Raw genomic sequence first — 17,168 nt, forward strand, 5'->3', positions numbered from 1 at the left:
TTGGATGCCGCCCCCTTGCGCCCGCGCGCGCAAGAGCGCTACTCACAACACCGACCATGGCCGCGGCAGCCCCCCGATCCATCGAATCCTCCCGACCTGCAGGCCGACCTGCAGGTGCGGCTCGCGTGCTCCTCGCGGCCTCCGGCGCCCTGCTCCTGAGCGCCTGCCCTGCCAAGGTCGACAAGCCCGAGTACGAGCCGGGCTCCCCGGTCCCCGTGGTCTCCGAGGAGGACGAGCGGGTCGTCCGTGACACCAGCGACCTCTACGTCAGCGAGGACGCCCCCACGCAGCTCCCCGAGGGCCCCGCCCCCGGCAGCGGCCGCCCCGACGAGAGCAACGGCGTGTGCCGGCTCTACGCCCCCAAGCTCCCGGAGCCCGAGTGCTGCCCCCAGGAGACCGGCTTCGACGCCGAGGTGATCCGCGAGCTTTGCGGTCACCAGCTCTACCTGGGCGAGTCGCTGCAACAAAGCTGCGGCTACTACTACCTCCACGGCGTCGAAGACCGCTCCCCCCTGTCGCTGCGCGCCTCCCGGGTCCAGGCCACCTCCATCAGCGACGCCGTGGCCGACCACGACCTGCGCATGAAAAAGCACCTGCGCCTGCCCGACTTCGCGTCCGAGCCGATCCCCGGGGTCGAGGGGGCGATGTGGAGCCGGGCCAACGGGATCAACTGGGCCTTCTTGCCGGGCTGGGAGCACGTCCGTCAGGTCAGCTGGGCCGACGGAGCCTGCCCCGAGGCGGCCATGCCCAAGGTCCTGGCGCACATCGCCGCCGCCAAGCAGCCGCCCGAGGACGCGGCGCGCAAGAACCTGGTGCCCGTCGCCCGCCAGTAGCCACTGAAGCCAGCTCGGGGAGCGCCTACGCCTGTTACCCTCGCAGCGTGGACGAGCTCCCCAGGTCATCCAGCGCGCGATGGTTGTCCAGCAACCCGCAAAAAGCCGCCGCCGAGCGCTTTTACCTGTTCTACACCCCCGTTTGGATCACCTTCATGGCGGTGGTCATGCTCAGCGGCATCTATCGCCGCTGGGGGGATCCGGGCTTCATGCTCTTCGGCACCGCCGTGGCCGCGCCGATGATCCTCGTGCCCATGCTGGGCGCCCGCAAGCCCGGCCCTGATCAGCCCGCCCAGCCCGCCCAGCCCTTTTGGCGCAGCGTCTGGCTACGGCTGAACCTGTGGAACGCGATCTTCGTGTTCATCGGCAGCTACTTCTTCACCCACTACTTCTTCGACGTGCTGGGCATGCGCTACCGCTTCCCCACGCAGTGGAACCTCCAGGCCGCGCTCGTCGGCACCGGCGACCCCCTCGACCCCGGCCTGCTCGGCGGCGGCCGCGAGGTCCCGCTCTTCTTGTACCCGCTGACCCTGGCCTACTTCATGACCTACCACGTGGCCATGACCGTGACCTTGCGCTGGCTACGGACGCGCTTCGAGCTCGGCACCCTCGGCCGCGTGGTCGCCCTGGTCGTGCTCGCCTACGCCACGGCCTTCGCCGAGACCTTCTTCATGGCCATCCCCGCCCTCGAGGACGTGTTCGAATACCTCGACCGCGGCCGCATGCTCGCCTGGGGCTCGGTCTTCTACGCCTGCTTCTTCGTGGTCAGCGTGCCGATGTTCGCGCGCATCGACGAGGACGAGCCGTGGACCGCCGGGCGCACCGCGATCTCGGCGCTGGCCACGGGGATGGCGGTGTTCATCATCCTCGATCTCTGGGCGCTGGTCCTCGGACCGCTCTAGAGCGGCGACCGGTTTGAAGGCGCGCCCTCAGGTGCGTCTTGGCGGCTCCGTGGCGAGGAGCGAGGCCGAAGCTGTGGTGGACCCACTGCGAGCGCCGAGCGACAACGACCACCGGGCGCTGCCGGAGCGGGGGACGGTGAAGGTCCGGGCTCGGGAGGTGGTGTGATGTCAGGGTTGTTGGCAGCAGCAGCGGTAGTAGTCCGCGAATTTCTCCTGAGGGTGTGTGCAGGCTGCATTGACGAATTGACCGAGTTCTCCATCTTCGCAAACCGGAAGAGCGATATGCCAGACATATGTGGATGTGTTCCAATTGAACTTGCACCCACTTTCAGCACAGGTCTTTCCTTCATTCGCACAGATTTGATCGCAGCTGAGGATTTGGTCGGCTGCCTCGATGCAATCAGTTAGTGCGGGAAGGCAGACTCCGCTCTCGCATCCACCACTTTCGATAGTTATGTCGCAGATTTTATCACATGCTCCGCAGTTGTTGCTGTCCGACATTAGGTCGACGCATTCTCCATCGCAATTCGTCAACTCGGGTGCGCAGCTGTTGGTGTCCGATGTGTCGGCGCTGCTCGTGGTGCCAGAGCTAGTCGAAGTGTCAGAACTGTCCGACGTATCAGAGCCACCTGATGTGTCGGCGCTCGGCTCTGCCGAGTCGTTGGAGGCAGGGTCGACGCAGACTCCGCTTTGGCAGCTGAGTTCGCCGAAACACTGGCCTTCGGGACTGCAGGAGCAGTCGAGGGTCCCGACTTGGCAGGACGAGTCATCGCCTCTGCCGTCTGAGCAGGCCGAGAAGAGAAACACAGAGAGGATCGCGCTCGCGCGCCAAGCTTTTGATGTGAACATGTCTCTGTCAGGGTACCAGCCCACGGAGGAGAGTTCAAAATGGTCCGTGGATTCTTGCCAGGACAATTGGGGGGTATGCATGACTCCGTGTGGATATGGGCGATTGTTCCAGCGCTTCCCCCTCGCCAAGTCGCCGCTCGCCTACGTCGCCGACGCTGACGGTCTACGTCGACGACGTGGCCTGGCGCCGGGTAGCGACCAACACGATCGACTCCCTGGTCCGCCCGGTGGCCCCCTATGCCCTTGCCCTACTCGCCGTCGCCGTCGCCGTCGTCTTCGTCTTCATCGTCACCCTGAGCCTCGGCGCGGGAGCGGGCGCGCTCGGCCTTGTCCCACCAGGTCTGCAGGCGCACCGGACGAAACTCGTTGTCGCCCTCGGGCGAGAAGCCGTAGCGCTCGCGCAGCTCGGGCGGCAGCTGGGCGTTGACGGTGGTCTTGCAGGTGATCGTCTCCTGCTGGCTCTGCCGCCACTCGGCCCACTGCTCCCAGCCGCCCTGCTCGATCACCTGGTCCTCCGTGGGCGTCTTGCTCCACCGCTTGACGAAGAGCACCGACTTGGGCGGCACGCCCCCGTTTTGGCGCTCCCACTCGCGGCAAACCCAGGCGCCGTAGATGCGCTGATAGTGCTTCTTGCCGTCGATCCGCCGGTTGATCTTGCCACGCCGATCGTAGAACCAATAAGGGTAGCGATCCTCCCCCCAGATGTCTTGCTCGAAGTCCCACATCTGCCCGTCCTGATCCTCGACGAAGACCAGCACGAAGGTGTTGCTGCGCGGCGGGTTGGGGGCAAACATCCCCCAGCTCTGGTTCAGCCAGGCCGCGTCGATGTAGTCGCGGCCGTGGCTCTTGTCGAGGAACTCCTTGTTGAACTTCCCCGACAGGCCCTTGCCCGGCAGGTTCCAGACCAGCAGCGCCGCGCTGTGCAAGGCCACGAACAGGCTGACCAGCAAGATGCCCCACAGCGGGTAGGCCCAGCGACGCTCGGGCTTGCGCTCGCTCGGCGTCGGCGCGCCGTGGAGCAGGGACTCTTGCAGCGAGGGCTCCGCTCGCGCAGGGGCGGCGGTGTCGGCGTGGGAAGCAGCCACGCCGCGGATTGTGCCACGAAATTCAGGCCGCAACCCGGGGCCGCGCGCTCTCTCGCCGCCGCCCTCACGGCAATGGCTGCGCGAACACATCGACCGCCGCCTCACAGGCCGCGCTCGTGGCGTTGATCCCCGTCTGGGGCTGCGTGTCGGCGGACCACGACTCCACCCAGGTCCCCTCGAGCGCCACGCTCGTCGGCGACTGCGACGACGCCCCGGCAAACCAGTTCAAGGTGTCGACGCACGCCGCCTCGGCGTCGTTGCCTCCGGTGGGTATGCAGGTCGCCGACTGCCCGACCCCCATCAGCGTGCCGTAGTCGCCCACGGCCGGGTCGCTGAAGCGGCAGGCCTGGTTGGTGAAGTTTCCGACGGTCTGGCAGCCCATGCTCACGCCGTCGGCCGTCGCCTCCTCCAGCAGCGGCCGGACGTGATCCTCGCTGGCCGTCGGCCCGTGCCAAAAGCGCTCCGCGCAATTCCACAGCGCGATCCCAGTCGCCGCCGCCCCGTAATTGTCTCGGGCGTGGTGATAGAGCGCCAGCGGCGTGTCGCAGTCGACGTCGGCCTCGTCCGCCCCGGGCATGTCGAAGATGCAGTGCCCGGCCTCGAACACGATCGGCGCGTCGAAGGCGGCCTGGTAAGCGTCCATGACCGAGAGGTAGGCGGCGGTCAGCGCCCCCGCCTCGGGCTCGGCGGGGAAGCTGTCGCGCTCGACACGAAAGTGCATCTCGGCCCCGTTGGTCATTGTCGAGATCGTGAAATAGACCCCCGCCAGCGCCTCGTGGCCCGCGAGCGCCGGCCCGAGCTGGCCCTCGAGCGCCTCGCCGAGCAGCTGCTGATAGCTGGGGTCCCAGGGCAGGCAGAGATCGCCCTGAAAGTCGCCGCTGTCGAGGGCGAAGGTCTCGCACTGCGCCAGCCAGCTCTCGGGCAAGTTGATGCCCTGGTAGAGGACGAGCAGAGCCCGGCCGTCGCGGGCAGCGATCGCGTCGAGGTTGGCGACGATCGTCTGCGCGAGCGCGTCCATGTCGTCCCCGCACAGGTCGAACGCCATGCGCAGCAGCGGGCCGTCCGCCGCCTGCCAGTCGTCCTTGACCTGACCGCACTCGAGCACCGGCCCGCCCGACTCGAAGCGCCCCCAGATCCGCGCGTCGCCCTCGGACCCGGTGGTCTCCGTGCCCTCCCCGGTCTCCGTGCCCTCCCCGGTCTCCGTGCCCTCCCCGGTCTCCGTGCCTGTGCCCGTGGTGTCGCTGCCAACCTCTTCATCTCCGCCGCTCTCGCCGCTCTCGCCACAGTTCGAGCCGCTCGCGCCACAGCTCGATCCCTCCGCCTCGGGATCGTCCCCACGGCAAGACACAGACAGCAAGGTCGCGCACCCGAGCAGGAGCCAACGCGGCCAAGGTCGAAACGAGATCGCAGACATTGACACCGAGTGTACTCGATGCGACGCCATCCAACTCGACCTCCACTGACCCGAGGATCCGCTGGTCCGGCGGGAAACCAAAAGAAAAGGCCGCGAACGATCGATCCGCGGCCTCTTCTTCTTCGTGCGAACGCTAGTTGCCGACGTCCGCGTCGCCCTCGTCGGGGCTCTGCTCCGCCTCGGGCTCGTCGACCTCGGCCTCGTCGTCGCTGTCCGGCTCGGCGATCGGTCCGCGGGGATCGATGGGCGCCGAGCCCACGCGCTTGGCCCGGAGCGCGCCACGGCTCCCCTTCCCAGGGGTCTGCTCCTCGCGGGCAGCCTCTCGCTCCTCGCGCTCTTCTTGCCACTTGGCCCGGCGGGCCTCCGTCTCGGCCTGGCGCTCGGCCTTCTTGCGCTCGTCCTCGGCCTTGTCCCACCAGGTCTTGTGACGCACGTGGCGGAAGTCGTTCTCACCCTCGGGCGAGAGCCCGTAGCGCTCGCGCAGCTCGGGCGGGAGCTGGGCGTTGACCGTGGTCTTGCAGGTGATCGTCTCCTGCTCCTTTTGCTTGTACTCCGCCTCCCACTGGTTCCAGCCGCCCTTTTCGATCACCTGATTGGGGGCGGGGATCTTCGTCCAGCGCTTGATGAAGGTCACCGACTTGGGCGGCACGCCCTCGTGCTGGCGCTCCCACTCGCGGCACACCCAGGCGCCGTAGATGCGCTGGTAGTGCTTCTTGCCGTCGAGCCGGCGGTTGACCTTGCCGCGCCGGTCGTAGAACCAGTAGGGGTAGCGGTCCTCCTCCCAGATGTCCTGCTCGAAGTCCCACAGCTGTCCGTCCTGGTCCTCCACGAACACCCGCATGAAGGTGTTGCTGCGGTTGGGGTTGGGGGCGAACATCGCCCAGCTCTGGCTCAGCCGCGCCGCGCTCACGTACTTGCGGCCGTAGCTCTTGTCGAGGAAGTCCTTGTTGAACTGCTTCGAGAGCCCCTTGCCCGGCAGGTTCCAGACCAGCAGCGTCGCGCTGTGGAAGGCCACGAACAGGCTGACCAACAAGATGCCCCACAGCGGGTAGACCCAGCGGCTGTCGGGCCGACGCTCGACGGAGGTCGGCGCCCCATGAAGCAAGGTCTCATGTAGCTGCGCTTTGGCTTGCTCTTCCCCCTGCGCGGAGGCCGGCTCGGCCGGCGCCTCCAGCGACTCCCCTGCGGGCGCGTCGTCACGTTCCTCGGACATCCCGCGGATTTTGCCACGCAGCGCCTCGCCTTCCACTGCACTTTGTGCGCTTCCGGGGACCGCGCCGGGCTCTAGGTGTGCGTCAGCAGCCTCCTAGCCATGTTGACGAGAGCTGGCGCATGCCCCTCGCACACGAGGGAGTATCCTCCCCGAATTCCCATGTCCCATCCCTGGCACGACGTGAACATCGGCGCTGACGCGCCACGCGAAGTTCGGACGATCATCGAGATCCCCAAGGGCAGCAAGGTCAAGTACGAGCTCGACAAGACCACGGGGCTCATCAAGGTCGACCGCATCCTCTACTCCTCGGTCGTCTACCCGGCCAACTACGGCTTCATCCCCCAGACCCTCGGCGAGGACGACGATCCCCTCGACGTGCTCGTGTGGATGCAGGAGCCCGTCGTGCCCATGAGCCTGCTCGAGGCCCGACCGATCGGCATCTTGAACATGCTCGACGACGGCCAGGCCGACGAGAAGATCATCGCGGTCCACGTCCACGACCCCGAGTACGCGAGCTTCACCCACATCGATCAGCTCCCGGGGCACCGCCAGCGCGAGCTCCAGCGCTTCTTCGAGGACTACAAGCAGCTCGAGGGCAAGACCGTCGAGGTCGACGTGATCGCCGGGCCGCTGCGCGCCCGCGAGGTCATCGAGGAGGCACGCGTGCGCTACCTCGAGCACAGCGGCGACCTGCCCGGGCAGGTCTGAGCCGGCCCCTCCTCCGGGCTCGGGGCCGGACCTGCCACCGAGCTCGAGGTGCAGCAAGTGCCACTTGTAGAGCCGTCGAGATCCGACTGTGACCCAAGACGGATCTCGACGGCCTCCCGAGCACGGTGAGACCATCTGCGCATGGACGTCACCGCCATCGCAGCCCAAAACCAGCGCAGCGGAGGCTACTCCGTCGACACGTGGATCGCCCTCGAGGTCCCGCCCATGACCAAGCTCTGGCAGGGTGCGAACAAGGGGAACGTCAACATCTCGAACTACTTCTTCAGCGAGCAGGACGCGCGCGAGGTCACCGGCGCCTACACCGAGACCCAGGCCTACCGCTTCGCCGAGACCCTTTGGCGCATGGCGCAGGTCCGCCCGCACCCCGAGCACGGCTTCCGCTCTGGGATCATCGAGTACGTCGTCGACCTCCCGCTGACCGCCGCGGTCGGGGTCTGCCGAGCAAACACCGCCTATGGCTCGGGCTCGATCTTCCAGTACTTCATCGCTGACGGGGACCTCGACAAGGTCTTCTCCACCGGGCGGCGCTTCAAGTTCGAGCGCACGCGCTACTGACGAGAACCCGTGCGCGCGGCCGCGGGCGGCTCACTCGCCGTCCCGCAGGACCCGCCCCACGTGCGCCCGCCGGGCTGGCTGCGGCGGCCGGCGCATGTGCTCGACCATCTCCCCGAGCCCCGTGAGGGTCAGCGGGAACATCTCGAACACCCGGCGGATCTCGCTGATCGTCGGCGCCTCCCACAGCCGCGGCGGCTCGGGGTTGATCCATGCCGAGCGCGTGAAGTGATCGGAGAGCTTGGCCAGGCAGCGCAGGCCGCTGGGCGCCGCGTCCATGCTCCAGAAGCTCGAGCTGGTCATCAGCAGCTCGCCGGGGTGCATCCACGCGTCGCCGACCAGGACCAGGTACCAGTTGGCGTCCTTGCTGCGGATCAGCGAGTCGATCGTCACTGGCTTCGAGAACGCGGCGTCCTCGTAGACCTTGGAGTAGACGCAGTTGTGGAAGTAGTAGGACTCGAGCTCCTTGAAGCCGCCGTGCTGGTGCGCCGCCGAGAACAGCCGGCTGACGGTCTCGGCGTGCGGATCCATGCTCCCGCCCACGTCGAGGAGCAGCAGCATGCGCACGTCGTTCTTTCGCGGCGGGCGCATGACGATCTCGAGGTCGCCGCAGTTGCGCGCGGTCTCGTCGACGGTGCCCTCGAGATCGAGCTCTTCGATCGCGCCCTTGCGCTGGAGGCGACGCAGGCGACGCAGCGCCGTGCCCATCTGCCGGGTGTCGAGGATCAGGTCCTTGCGCAGCTCACGAAAGCGCCGCGCGTCGGCCACGGCCATGGCCGAGCGCCCGCCGCCGCCGCCGATGCGCACGCCCGAGGGGTGCTGGCCGCCGGTCCCGAAGGGCGAGGTCCCGCCCGTGCCGATCCATCGGTTGCCGCCCTCGTGGCGCTCCTTTTGCTCGGCCAGGCGCTCGAGCAGCTGACGGCGCAGCTCCTCGATGCCCATGGTCTCGATCGCCTCGCGCAGGGCCGGGTCGAGGAAGGCGAGCTGCTTGGGGTCGCGCAGCCACGCCTCGAGCTGGCTGGCGACCTGCTCGAGGTCGGCGACCAGGCCCTTGAAGGTCTCGGCGAAGGCGAGGTCGAAACCGTCGTAGTCGCCCTCGTCGTTGACGAGGATGCAGCGCGCCACGGCGTAGAAGCCGTCGAGGCTCGAGTCGTGCAGACCCGCGGCCAGGGCCTCGAGCAGGGCCAGCCAGTTGTGCGCGCTGACCTTCAGGCCGCGCGCGCGCAGCTTGTAGAAGAAGTCGAGGAAGAGCGGGACGCCCCGGCCCCTCGCTGCCTCTGCGTTGGCGTCGGTCCTGGTCACGACCACCCGCGGCCGCCACCGCGCCGCGAGCCGCCGCCCTGGGCCTCGCGCTCGACCAAGGTCACGTCCTGCTCCTTCTTGAGCAGCACACCCATGAAGGGCAGCCCGGCCCCGAGCAGCTTGGCGGGGTCGATGTCGGCGTGGCGCAGCGCGGCGATCCAGTCGATCAGCTCGCTGGTGCTCGGCGGCTTGCGCAGGCCCTCGATCGCGCGCAGGCGGTAGAAGGACTCGAGCGCCGCGGCGAGTAGCTCGTCTTCGATGTTGGGGTGGTGCACGGCGACGATCTGGGCCATCAGCTCGCGCTCCGGAAAGGCGATCCAGTGGAACACGCAGCGGCGCAAGAAGGCGTCGGGGAGCTCCTTCTCGTTGTTGCTGGTGATGACCACGATCGGCCGCTTGCCCGCCGTCACCGTGCGCCCGGTCTCGGCGATGGTGAAGCTCATGGCGTCGAGCTCGTGGAGCAGGTCGTTGGGGAACTCGAGGTCGGCCTTGTCGATCTCGTCGATCAGCACCACGGTCTGGCGCTCGAGCTCGAAGGAGCGGCCAAGGGGACCGAGCTCGATGTACTTCTCGATGTCGCCGACGTCGCCGTCGTTGAAGCGGCTGTCGTGCAGGCGCTTGACGGTGTCGTACTGGTAGAGGCCCTCGACGGCCTTGGTCGTCGACTTGACCTGCCAGCGCAGGAGGTCGAGGCCGAGCTGACGGGCGAGATCGACGGCGAGCAGGGTCTTGCCCGTGCCCGGCTCACCCTTGATCAGCAAGGGGCGCCCGATGGCCACGGCCACGTCCACGGCCTTGGCGAGCTCGTCGGAAACGATGTAGCTGTCGCTGCTGGAGAAGCCGCTCATTCGCGGCGGAGTATGGCACGGATAGGCGCACGCTTCTAAGCCGCGCAGACGACACCACCCGCCATTTGCCTGGCACCCGCCGCAGCGAGCGTTTTGCCGTGGCGGGCCGCGGCGCGCAGCGCTAGAACTCGAAGCGGACACATGTGTCCGTTTGAAGGCGTACGAGAGAGCGAGAGAGGCCGAGATGCGCGAGTGGGATGAAGAGATCGACTTTTTGGTAGCTGGCACCGGCGCCGCGGCCATGGCGGCCGCCATCACCGCGAGTGACGCGGGGCTCTCGGTGCTCGTCGTCGAGTCCTCCGACAAGTGGGGCGGCACCACGGCGATGAGCGGCGGCGGGGTGTGGTTCCCGACGCACCCCGGGATGTCCACGATCGGGCTCCAGGACTCCGAGCAGGCCGCGCTGACCTACCTCGATCACTGCGTGGGCTCCCCCGAGGAGGTCGGACCTGCGTCGTCGCTGGCGCGGCGCAAGGCCTACATCGCGGCCGTGCCCAGGGTCTACGAGCTGCTCGCGCGCCTGGGCATGCGGTGGTCCGTGTCCAGGAACTACCCCGACTACTACCCGGACCTCCCCGGCGGCATGGCGGGCGGGCGCTCGATCGAGAGCGAGCCCTTCAACGTCCGCAAGCTCGGGCCGTGGTTCGAGCACGCGCGCAAGGAGCTCCCGCCCCTGCCGATCAAGACCGACGACGTGTGGCTGCTGGCGCGCGCGTGGTCGACGGTCAGCGGCTTCGTCCGCGGGGTCCAGCTCGTGCTGCGCACGCTCGCCGGGCTGCTCACCTTCCGCAAGCTCTACGGCTTCGGCTTGGCGCTCTCGTCGTCGCTGATGCACATCGCGCGCAACGGCCAGGGCACCGAGATCCGCCTGAACACGCCGGTGAAGAAGCTGGTGCTCGAGGACGGCGAGGTCGTCGGTGTCGAGGTCGGGAGCGCGCGAGGTGTCCGCCGGATCCGCGCGACCAGGGGCGTGATGCTCGGCGCCGGCGGCTTCGCCCACAACAAGGCCTGGCGCCAGAAGTACCACGGCATCGACGGCTACTCGTCGGCATCGAAGGCCGACGACGGCAGCGCGATCGCGGCGGGGATCGAGATCGGCGCCGACCTGGCGCTGATGGACGACGCCTGGTGGGGACCGGCCGTGCCCGCCAACAGCAAGACGGGCCCGGTGTTCATCGTCTCCGAGCGCTCCATGCCCTACTGCCTGGTCGTCGACCAGGACGGCCAGCGCTACGTCAACGAGTCCACGAGCTACGTCGACTTTGGCCACGCCATGCTCGAGCACGCCAAGGACGCGACCACCAACCCGAGCTGGATGGTCCTCGACGCCCGCAACCGCCGACGCTACCTCTTCAACCCCTTCATGGCCGGCGCCAAGCCCTACTTCGAGGAGGGCATCGCGGTCCAGGCCGACACCCTCCCCGCCCTCGCCGAGAAAATGGGCGTGGACGTCGACACCTTCTCGGCGACCATCGAGCGCTTCAACGGCTTCGCCGCCTCGGGCGTCGACGCCGACTTTGGCCGCGGGCGCACGGTCTACGACAACTACTACGGAGATCCCTCGGTCGCGCCCAACCCCAACCTGGGGACGATCGAGAAGGGGCCGTTCATGGCCATCAAGCTCGTCCCTGGCGACCTCGGGACCAAAGGCGGGCTGCTCACCGACGAGCACGCCCGCGTGCTCGACACGAAGGGCGCGGTCATCAAAGGGCTCTACGCCGCCGGCAACACCACGGCCTCGGTCATGGGCCGCACCTACCCCGGCGCGGGCTCGACCATCGGCCCGGCGCTGATCTTTGGCTACCTCGGGGCGCGCCACGCCGCAGGCCACGCCGAGGGTGTCAAACAATCGGCCTAAACCGGCGGCCGTCCCCCTGACGGCGCTGGCTCCCACTGCCGCGGCCTCGTGTGGCATACCCAGTGGGTGCACGCGCGCGCACGCATGAGCTCGGCCGCCAGGGGAGGACTTCGACTCGGCGCCTGGCTGGTCTCCTTCGCGCTCGCGAGCGCCTGCCACCACGACGGCTCGCGCTCGCGCTCGGCCGGCGATACAGGCGACGAGCCATCGCGCGCACCCGAGCGCGAGCGCCCAGCGGCGGACGCCCAGCCCACGGACGCCCAGCCCGCGGACACCCAGGCTCAGAGCGAAGCCCCGCGCCGGCCCTACAAGCCCCCCTCGACCCTCGGCGCGCCCATCGAGCATCGCCTCGCCAAGCGCACCCGCCTGGTCTACGCCGAGCCCAGCACCGACGCGGCCCGGCGCGGGCGCATCCCCGCGCGCGAGACCTTCGCCGTCTACGCGACCAGCGAGGGCCCCGACTGCCGCGCGCGCTGGGCCCAGGTCGCCGACGCCGGCTGGGCCTGCCTCGACCGCACCGAGCCCAGCGAGCAGGCCCCTCGCGCCCTGCCCGAGCTCGCCGAGGACGCGCTGCTGCCCTTCATCTACGTCCGCCACCGCGACCACGAGCGCGAAGGCACGCCCGCCCTGCCCGTCTACCGCAGCTTGCGCCAGTACAACGCCGGCGAGGCGCCGGTCGACGAACGCCCGGCCTACGGCAGCTACGCCTTCGTGCGCACCAAGTACAACCGCGGCGCCCCCGTGCTCGTCGATGATCGCCGCCGGGTCGTCCCCGCCGAGGGCCTCGAAGAATTCGAGCCCAGCGAGTTCTCTGGCCGCGACCTCGTCGCCGCCCCCGTGCCCGCGGGCCTGACCCTCGCCTGGGCCGTGCGCTGGAAGACCGAGATCCGCGAGCGCCCCGATCCCGACGCCCCCGCCGTGGGCCGCGTGCGCTACCACGACACCGTCTACCTGCGCGCCGCCGACGGCCAGGCACAGGCCGACGCCGAGTGGTTCGAAGTCGCGCCGGACCACGGCTCCCCCGCGGGCTGGTTGTCCGCCGAAGACATCCGCCGCCTGCTCCCCCAGGGCCCCGACACCGAGGCGCCGATCCTCGCCGGCCAGCTGCTCCTCGACATCGACCTCGACCAGCAGGTGCTCACGATCTGGCGCGAAGATCAGCCGATCTTTGCAACCCTGATCTCCTCGGGTCGCGCAGGCGATCGCACGCCCCTGGGCCTCTATCGCGTCGAGACCAAGTGGGCCTACGGTAAGATGGCGAGCCTGCCCAGCGCCGACGACCCCTACTACGTCGAGGCCGTGCCCTGGACGATGTACTTCGACGGACGCTACGCGCTGCACGCGTCGTACTGGCACAACCTCTTCGGCCACCGCGCCAGCCACGGCTGCATCAACCTCTCGCCGAGGGACGCCAGGCGAGTCTTCGAGCTCGCCACGCCCGCCTTGCCCCCCGGCTGGCTCATCGTCCACGAGCACGCCGCCGACCCCGGCGCCCTCGTCCGCGTGCGCCGAGGGGATCGCCCAGTGCCAGATCGCCGCCCGCCGCTGTGATCATCGCGGTCTTTTGACCATGATGGATCCACTACGCCACATGGCAGGATCTCGAAACTCAGCGTGGTCACGGCGTGCCCTGGACAACGCGTTTGGCTGTTAGACTTTCGCCAATGGCCGAGACCGACGCTCCGCTAGCCCGTAACCGCGAGGAGTCGGGCTCCCACGCCGATGACGACGGGAACCTAGAGCGAGACGAGCCCAGCTCGGGCTCGCGCACCCCAGCGAGTAGCCGAGAGCCGGCGCGCCCAGCCTCCCAGGAGCACGGCTCGAGCCACGACGATCTGGTCTCGGCCGAGGACGTGGTCGAGTCCCCCGCCCTGCGCCGCAGCAACTCGCTGCTCTTCCTGGTCCCGGCCCTGTGCTGCTCCCTGATGGCCCTGGTCGAGCTCGTCAGTGGCGACTACGCGACGATGCTGGTCAGCTATGTCTTCCTGGTCATCAGCGCCGTCGTCGCGTGGCTGGCCTTCGTGCTCCGCGACCGCGGGCACCATGCCCTGTGGGCCGCGGCGGTCACATTCTGCGCCCTCAACATCGTCCTGCCCGTGGCGGGCGAGCTCCAGGCCGCCGCCGCGCTCAGCAGCGTGCTGGTCATGCTGACCTGGGCCACGATCCTCGTCCGCCCCCAGTGGCTCACGCTCCTCGCCGGCTACGCCCTCGTCTCGCTGTTCACCTGGGGCGGCGGCGAGCCCTCGCTGTCCATCGGCCTGCACACCGAGTCCAACAGCTACCCGCTGCCGGTGACCATCGTGTTCTTGCTGGTCCCCATCGGCCTGGGCGTCGCCCTGCACCACCGCCAGCGCACCCTCGACGGCAAGATCCGCGCGGCCATCGGCGAGCTCGAGCACGAGCGCGAGGAGCTGGCGATCAAGCTCCAGAGCAAGATGGACGAGCTCGAGCTGTCCCGCGAGCAGCTCTTCGAAGCCCAGAAGCTCAAGACCGTGGGCACCATGGCCTCGGGCCTGGCCCACGAGCTCAACAACATCCTCACCCCGATCCGCGGCCACGCCGAGCTCATCGCCGAGGGCGTGTCCAACCCCGATCAGACCCGGCGCTACGGCCAGCGCATCCTCGACTCGGCCGCCGCCGCGGCCTCGATCACCGGCGCCCTGCTCACCTACACCCGCCAGGGCACCTTCCAGCCGGTCCGCTCCAACCTCCGCCAGCTGCTCCAGGCTCAGATCCTGCCCGTGCTGTCCAAGAGCCTCCCGGGCAACGTCCGCCTCAAGGTCGACCTCGCCCGCAACGTCTCCGTGGACGTCGACCGCGTGCTCTTCCAGCAGGCCATCGCCAACTTGGTGTTCAACGCCGTCGACGCCATGCCCGAGGGCGGCGAGATCACCATCTCGCTGGCGACCAGCAGCCGCTCGCCCAAGGAGGACAAGGACAGCGAGATCGAGGACATCAGCCGCGACGACACCCAGCGCAGCGCCGTGGTCACCGTCGCCGACACCGGGACCGGCATCGACACCGAGCACATCGAGCAGATCTTCGACCCCTTCTTCACCACCAAGGCGGTGGGCTCGGGCAGCGGCCTGGGCCTGGCCATGGTCATGGGCACCGTCACCCGCCACCACGGCCGCGTGCTCGTCGAGAGCGAGCTGGGCGCGGGCACCACCTTCACTTTGCTGCTGCCCCTGGCCGCCGCCGAGGACAAGAAAGAGGGCAGCCACAAGCCCTGGCCGGTGCTCGGCGGCGACGGCAAGGGCCCCGTGGTCGTCGTGCTCACCGACGACCAGGACGCCCTCGACGAATTCGAGGAGCTGCTCGAGGCCACCGAGTGCAAGCCGATCTGCACCAGCGACGTCAAGGGCGCGACGCCCCTGCTGACCGAGATGGGCGACAAGGTCGACCTGCTGATCCTCGACCTCGAGCTCGAGGGAGCCGACGCCGCCCGGCTGTTCAAGACCGTCCGCGAGCTCTTCCCCGAGATGCCGGTGATCCTGCTCTCCGACCAGCCCACGGACCCCACGGTCCAGCGGATGATCGGCGCCGGGCCGACCCGCTCGGTCCGCAAGCCCATGGACGGCCGGCTGTTCTCGGCCATGCTCACCGACCTGCTGCACCCGGGCGAGGGCTACGTCCGCGACTTCACGCCGGTGCCGATCAACCTCGGCGCCGACGTCTCGGGGCCGCACCCGCGCGCGGGCTAGGAGCCCGTGGTCAAACCCAACACGACACCTCGCTGGGTTCCACCACGGACTCCTAGCGCTCACTCCCCCTTCGCGTTGGCCTGCTCGAGATCCGGGTGCGGCCGCGGCGGGGTCACGCCGCGGATCGAGTAGCCCAGCTCCACGCGCGGCTCGTCGGGGTCGTTGGTGTGCACGAAGAGCGGGTGCCCGAGGCCCCGCTTGGCCACGTCCATGGCCTCGAGCTTGTCCGGGTTCACCCGGGCCTCGATCGTCGCCATCGCCCCCTTGGACTCGAGCACCTTCAGCTCCAGCAGCCCGTCGGGGTCCTCGATCTTCCCGATCTTCGGCGCCACCCCGTCGCGGCCCGAGAAGCGGATCGTCCGCGCGGGGATGTTGCCCGCTTCGTCGCGCGCGAACTGGATCCGCTTGCCGTAGCGCAGGTTCGAGGCCACCGTCGCCCGGACCGGGATGATCAGCTGCGGCGTGTTGACCCCGGTGGTCTCGACCTCGATGCGCGAAGTGAAGCTGCGCACGCGCTCCGAGCCCGAGAAGCGCAGCTCGTAGCGGCCGTCCTCGAGGGCGTGGACCGAGAAGTGCTCCTGGTCGTCGAGCACCTTCACCGACTCGATCTGCGTGGACTCGGTGCGGATGTCGATCTGAAAGCGCGAGACCCCCTCGGCCTTGGGGCGGAGGTTGTTGAGGGTCAGCCGCGCGGGCTTGGCGACCGCGTCGACGAGCAGCTCGCCTTGCATGGTCAGCGGAAAGCTGGGCTGCTCGGGGTCGTCCGAGATGACCGTGACGGTCTTGTGGACGTGCTGCTGGCTGCCCTTGGGCTTGAGCGTGACCTCGATCTCCGTCTTCCCGCCCGGCGGGACGAGCTTGTCCGCGAGCACGGTCGCCGTGCAGCCGCAGGTCCGCTTGACCCGCTCGATGTGCAGGTCCGCCGTGCCCACGTTCTCGATGGTGAACACGTGCGTGGCCGAGCCGCCGGGCGCGAGCGAGCCGAAGTCGAAGGTCCCCTCGCCGCAGCTGATCTTGGGCGCGCCCTCGACCTCGCCAGCCTCCTGCGCCGCCCCGGCCTCCGCCTCGACGGGCGCGGCGGCTTCGGGCAAAGGCGCGCCCTCGGGCGGAGCCGAGGTGTTGCAGCCCAGACCGGCGAGGAGCAGCGTGGCAGGGCCAAAGGTGCGAAGAACGCGGCGCATTGGCCACGCACGATAGCGCACGACGAGCGGATCTTCGCCCTCCCCCCAGGTGCAAAGCCGGGGGCGCGCCTCAGCCCGCCGTGTCCTCCCAGTCGACGTCCTCCCAGTAGATGTCGTCGGGCGGGGCGCCCGCGTAGGTCTCCCCCTCGCCGCCGGTCCAATCGTCCGAGGTGGTGTCCCCTTCGGCGTCCGTCGAACCCGTCGACTCCTCGCTGCCCGTCGACTCCGTGGTCTCGGACTCGGACTCGGACTCGGACTCGGACTCGGACTCGGACTCGGACTCGGATTCCGAGTCCTCCGCCTCCTCGCCCGTGGAGGTGTCCATGCCATCCATGTCGAGGTCCGTCTCCGTCCCCATGGTCGCGTCCTCCTGCGTCGTCGCGTCGTCTTCGTCTCCTCCGCCATCGACGCAGCCGGCCAGCGCCAGCCCGCAAGCCAGGACCATCGCGCCCAGGCGCCGGGGAGAGGGTGCTGAGACCGCCTCTTGATGCGTATGACAAAAAGGACAGCTCGACTCGCCCTCGAGGATGAAACGACGACAGCTTGGGCAGTTCTTCATGGGCCTCGAGGAGGATGTACCCCTCGGCCAGACGATCGATCACATCGCGCCAAAAAAACCTCCAGCGCCGCAATTACGAAGGAAGCGGGCCGCCCGGAGGCAGACCCGCTCCTCGCCGGGGAGCGCCCCGGCCGTCGGC

14 protein-coding genes are annotated in these 17,168 nt (G+C 68.9%); 7 read left to right on the forward strand and 7 right to left on the reverse strand.

Annotated features, from left to right (window positions below; genetic code table 11):
- Nucleotides 1-125 precede the first annotated feature (125 nt).
- Nucleotides 126-833, forward strand: a complete 708-nt coding sequence (locus G6O69_RS34985; RefSeq protein WP_172307807.1) for a hypothetical protein — start codon at nt 126-128, stop codon at nt 831-833.
- Between the two features lie 47 nt (nt 834-880).
- Nucleotides 881-1,735 carry a hypothetical protein gene (locus tag G6O69_RS34990; RefSeq protein ID WP_172307808.1) on the forward strand — a complete coding sequence of 285 codons (855 nt, stop codon included), beginning with the start codon at nt 881-883 and terminating at the stop codon, nt 1,733-1,735.
- A gap of 1,097 nt (nt 1,736-2,832) precedes the next feature.
- On the opposite strand, the gene G6O69_RS34995 is transcribed toward G6O69_RS34990, so the two are convergent.
- The 3 genes from G6O69_RS34995 to G6O69_RS35005 all read right to left on the reverse strand — a co-directional run bounded on the left by G6O69_RS34995 (nt 2,833) and on the right by G6O69_RS35005 (nt 6,296).
- Nucleotides 2,833-3,669: a hypothetical protein gene (locus G6O69_RS34995; RefSeq protein WP_172307809.1), complete on the reverse strand. Its 837-nt coding sequence runs from the start codon at nt 3,667-3,669 to the stop codon at nt 2,833-2,835.
- Nucleotides 3,670-3,733: 64 nt separating this feature from the next.
- A complete protein-coding gene (locus G6O69_RS35000; RefSeq protein WP_176397265.1) occupies nt 3,734-5,083 on the reverse strand; it encodes a hypothetical protein in 1,350 nt (449 codons plus the stop codon).
- 133 nt (nt 5,084-5,216) lie between these two features.
- Nucleotides 5,217-6,296 (reverse strand): hypothetical protein, encoded by a 1,080-nt coding sequence (locus tag G6O69_RS35005; protein ID WP_172307811.1) that lies wholly within the window; start codon nt 6,294-6,296, stop codon nt 5,217-5,219.
- A 159-nt stretch (nt 6,297-6,455) separates the two neighbouring features.
- On the opposite strand from G6O69_RS35005, the gene G6O69_RS35010 reads away from it, so the two are divergent.
- Nucleotides 6,456-7,004 (forward strand): inorganic diphosphatase, encoded by a 549-nt coding sequence (locus tag G6O69_RS35010; RefSeq protein WP_172307812.1) that lies wholly within the window; start codon nt 6,456-6,458, stop codon nt 7,002-7,004.
- 141 nt (nt 7,005-7,145) lie between these two features.
- Nucleotides 7,146-7,580, forward strand: a complete 435-nt coding sequence (locus G6O69_RS35015) for a hypothetical protein (protein WP_172307813.1) — start codon at nt 7,146-7,148, stop codon at nt 7,578-7,580.
- A gap of 30 nt (nt 7,581-7,610) precedes the next feature.
- Here G6O69_RS35015 and G6O69_RS42555 read toward each other — a convergent pair whose 3' ends face one another.
- Both G6O69_RS42555 and G6O69_RS35025 read right to left on the reverse strand, forming a co-directional pair.
- Nucleotides 7,611-8,879: a VWA domain-containing protein gene (locus G6O69_RS42555; protein WP_172307814.1), complete on the reverse strand. Its 1,269-nt coding sequence runs from the start codon at nt 8,877-8,879 to the stop codon at nt 7,611-7,613.
- Nucleotides 8,876-9,727, reverse strand: a complete 852-nt coding sequence (locus tag G6O69_RS35025; RefSeq protein ID WP_172307815.1) for a MoxR family ATPase — start codon at nt 9,725-9,727, stop codon at nt 8,876-8,878. The genes G6O69_RS42555 and G6O69_RS35025 overlap by 4 nt, the downstream gene beginning before the upstream one ends.
- Nucleotides 9,728-9,911: 184 nt before the next feature.
- Here G6O69_RS35025 and G6O69_RS35030 point away from each other — a divergent pair, with 184 nt between their 5' ends.
- From G6O69_RS35030 to G6O69_RS35040, 3 genes are all read left to right on the forward strand, one after another.
- A complete protein-coding gene (locus tag G6O69_RS35030; RefSeq protein WP_172307816.1) occupies nt 9,912-11,585 on the forward strand; it encodes an FAD-binding protein in 1,674 nt (557 codons plus the stop codon).
- Between the two features lie 66 nt (nt 11,586-11,651).
- Nucleotides 11,652-13,136 carry a L,D-transpeptidase gene (locus tag G6O69_RS35035; protein ID WP_172307817.1) on the forward strand — a complete coding sequence of 495 codons (1,485 nt, stop codon included), beginning with the start codon at nt 11,652-11,654 and terminating at the stop codon, nt 13,134-13,136.
- A gap of 113 nt (nt 13,137-13,249) precedes the next feature.
- Complete coding sequence (locus G6O69_RS35040) at nt 13,250-15,289, forward strand: ATP-binding protein (protein WP_172307818.1); 2,040 nt, start codon at nt 13,250-13,252, stop codon at nt 15,287-15,289.
- 59 nt (nt 15,290-15,348) lie between these two features.
- Here the strand turns inward: G6O69_RS35040 and G6O69_RS35045 are convergent, their stop codons facing one another.
- Both G6O69_RS35045 and G6O69_RS35050 read right to left on the reverse strand, forming a co-directional pair.
- Entirely contained in the window at nt 15,349-16,470 is a 1,122-nt protein-coding gene (locus tag G6O69_RS35045; protein ID WP_172307819.1) for a DUF1573 domain-containing protein, read from the reverse strand.
- Nucleotides 16,471-16,540: 70 nt separating this feature from the next.
- A complete protein-coding gene (locus tag G6O69_RS35050; protein WP_172301291.1) occupies nt 16,541-17,029 on the reverse strand; it encodes a hypothetical protein in 489 nt (162 codons plus the stop codon).
- Nucleotides 17,030-17,168 lie beyond the last annotated feature (139 nt).

It is taken from the genome of Pseudenhygromyxa sp. WMMC2535 (assembly GCF_011083025.2).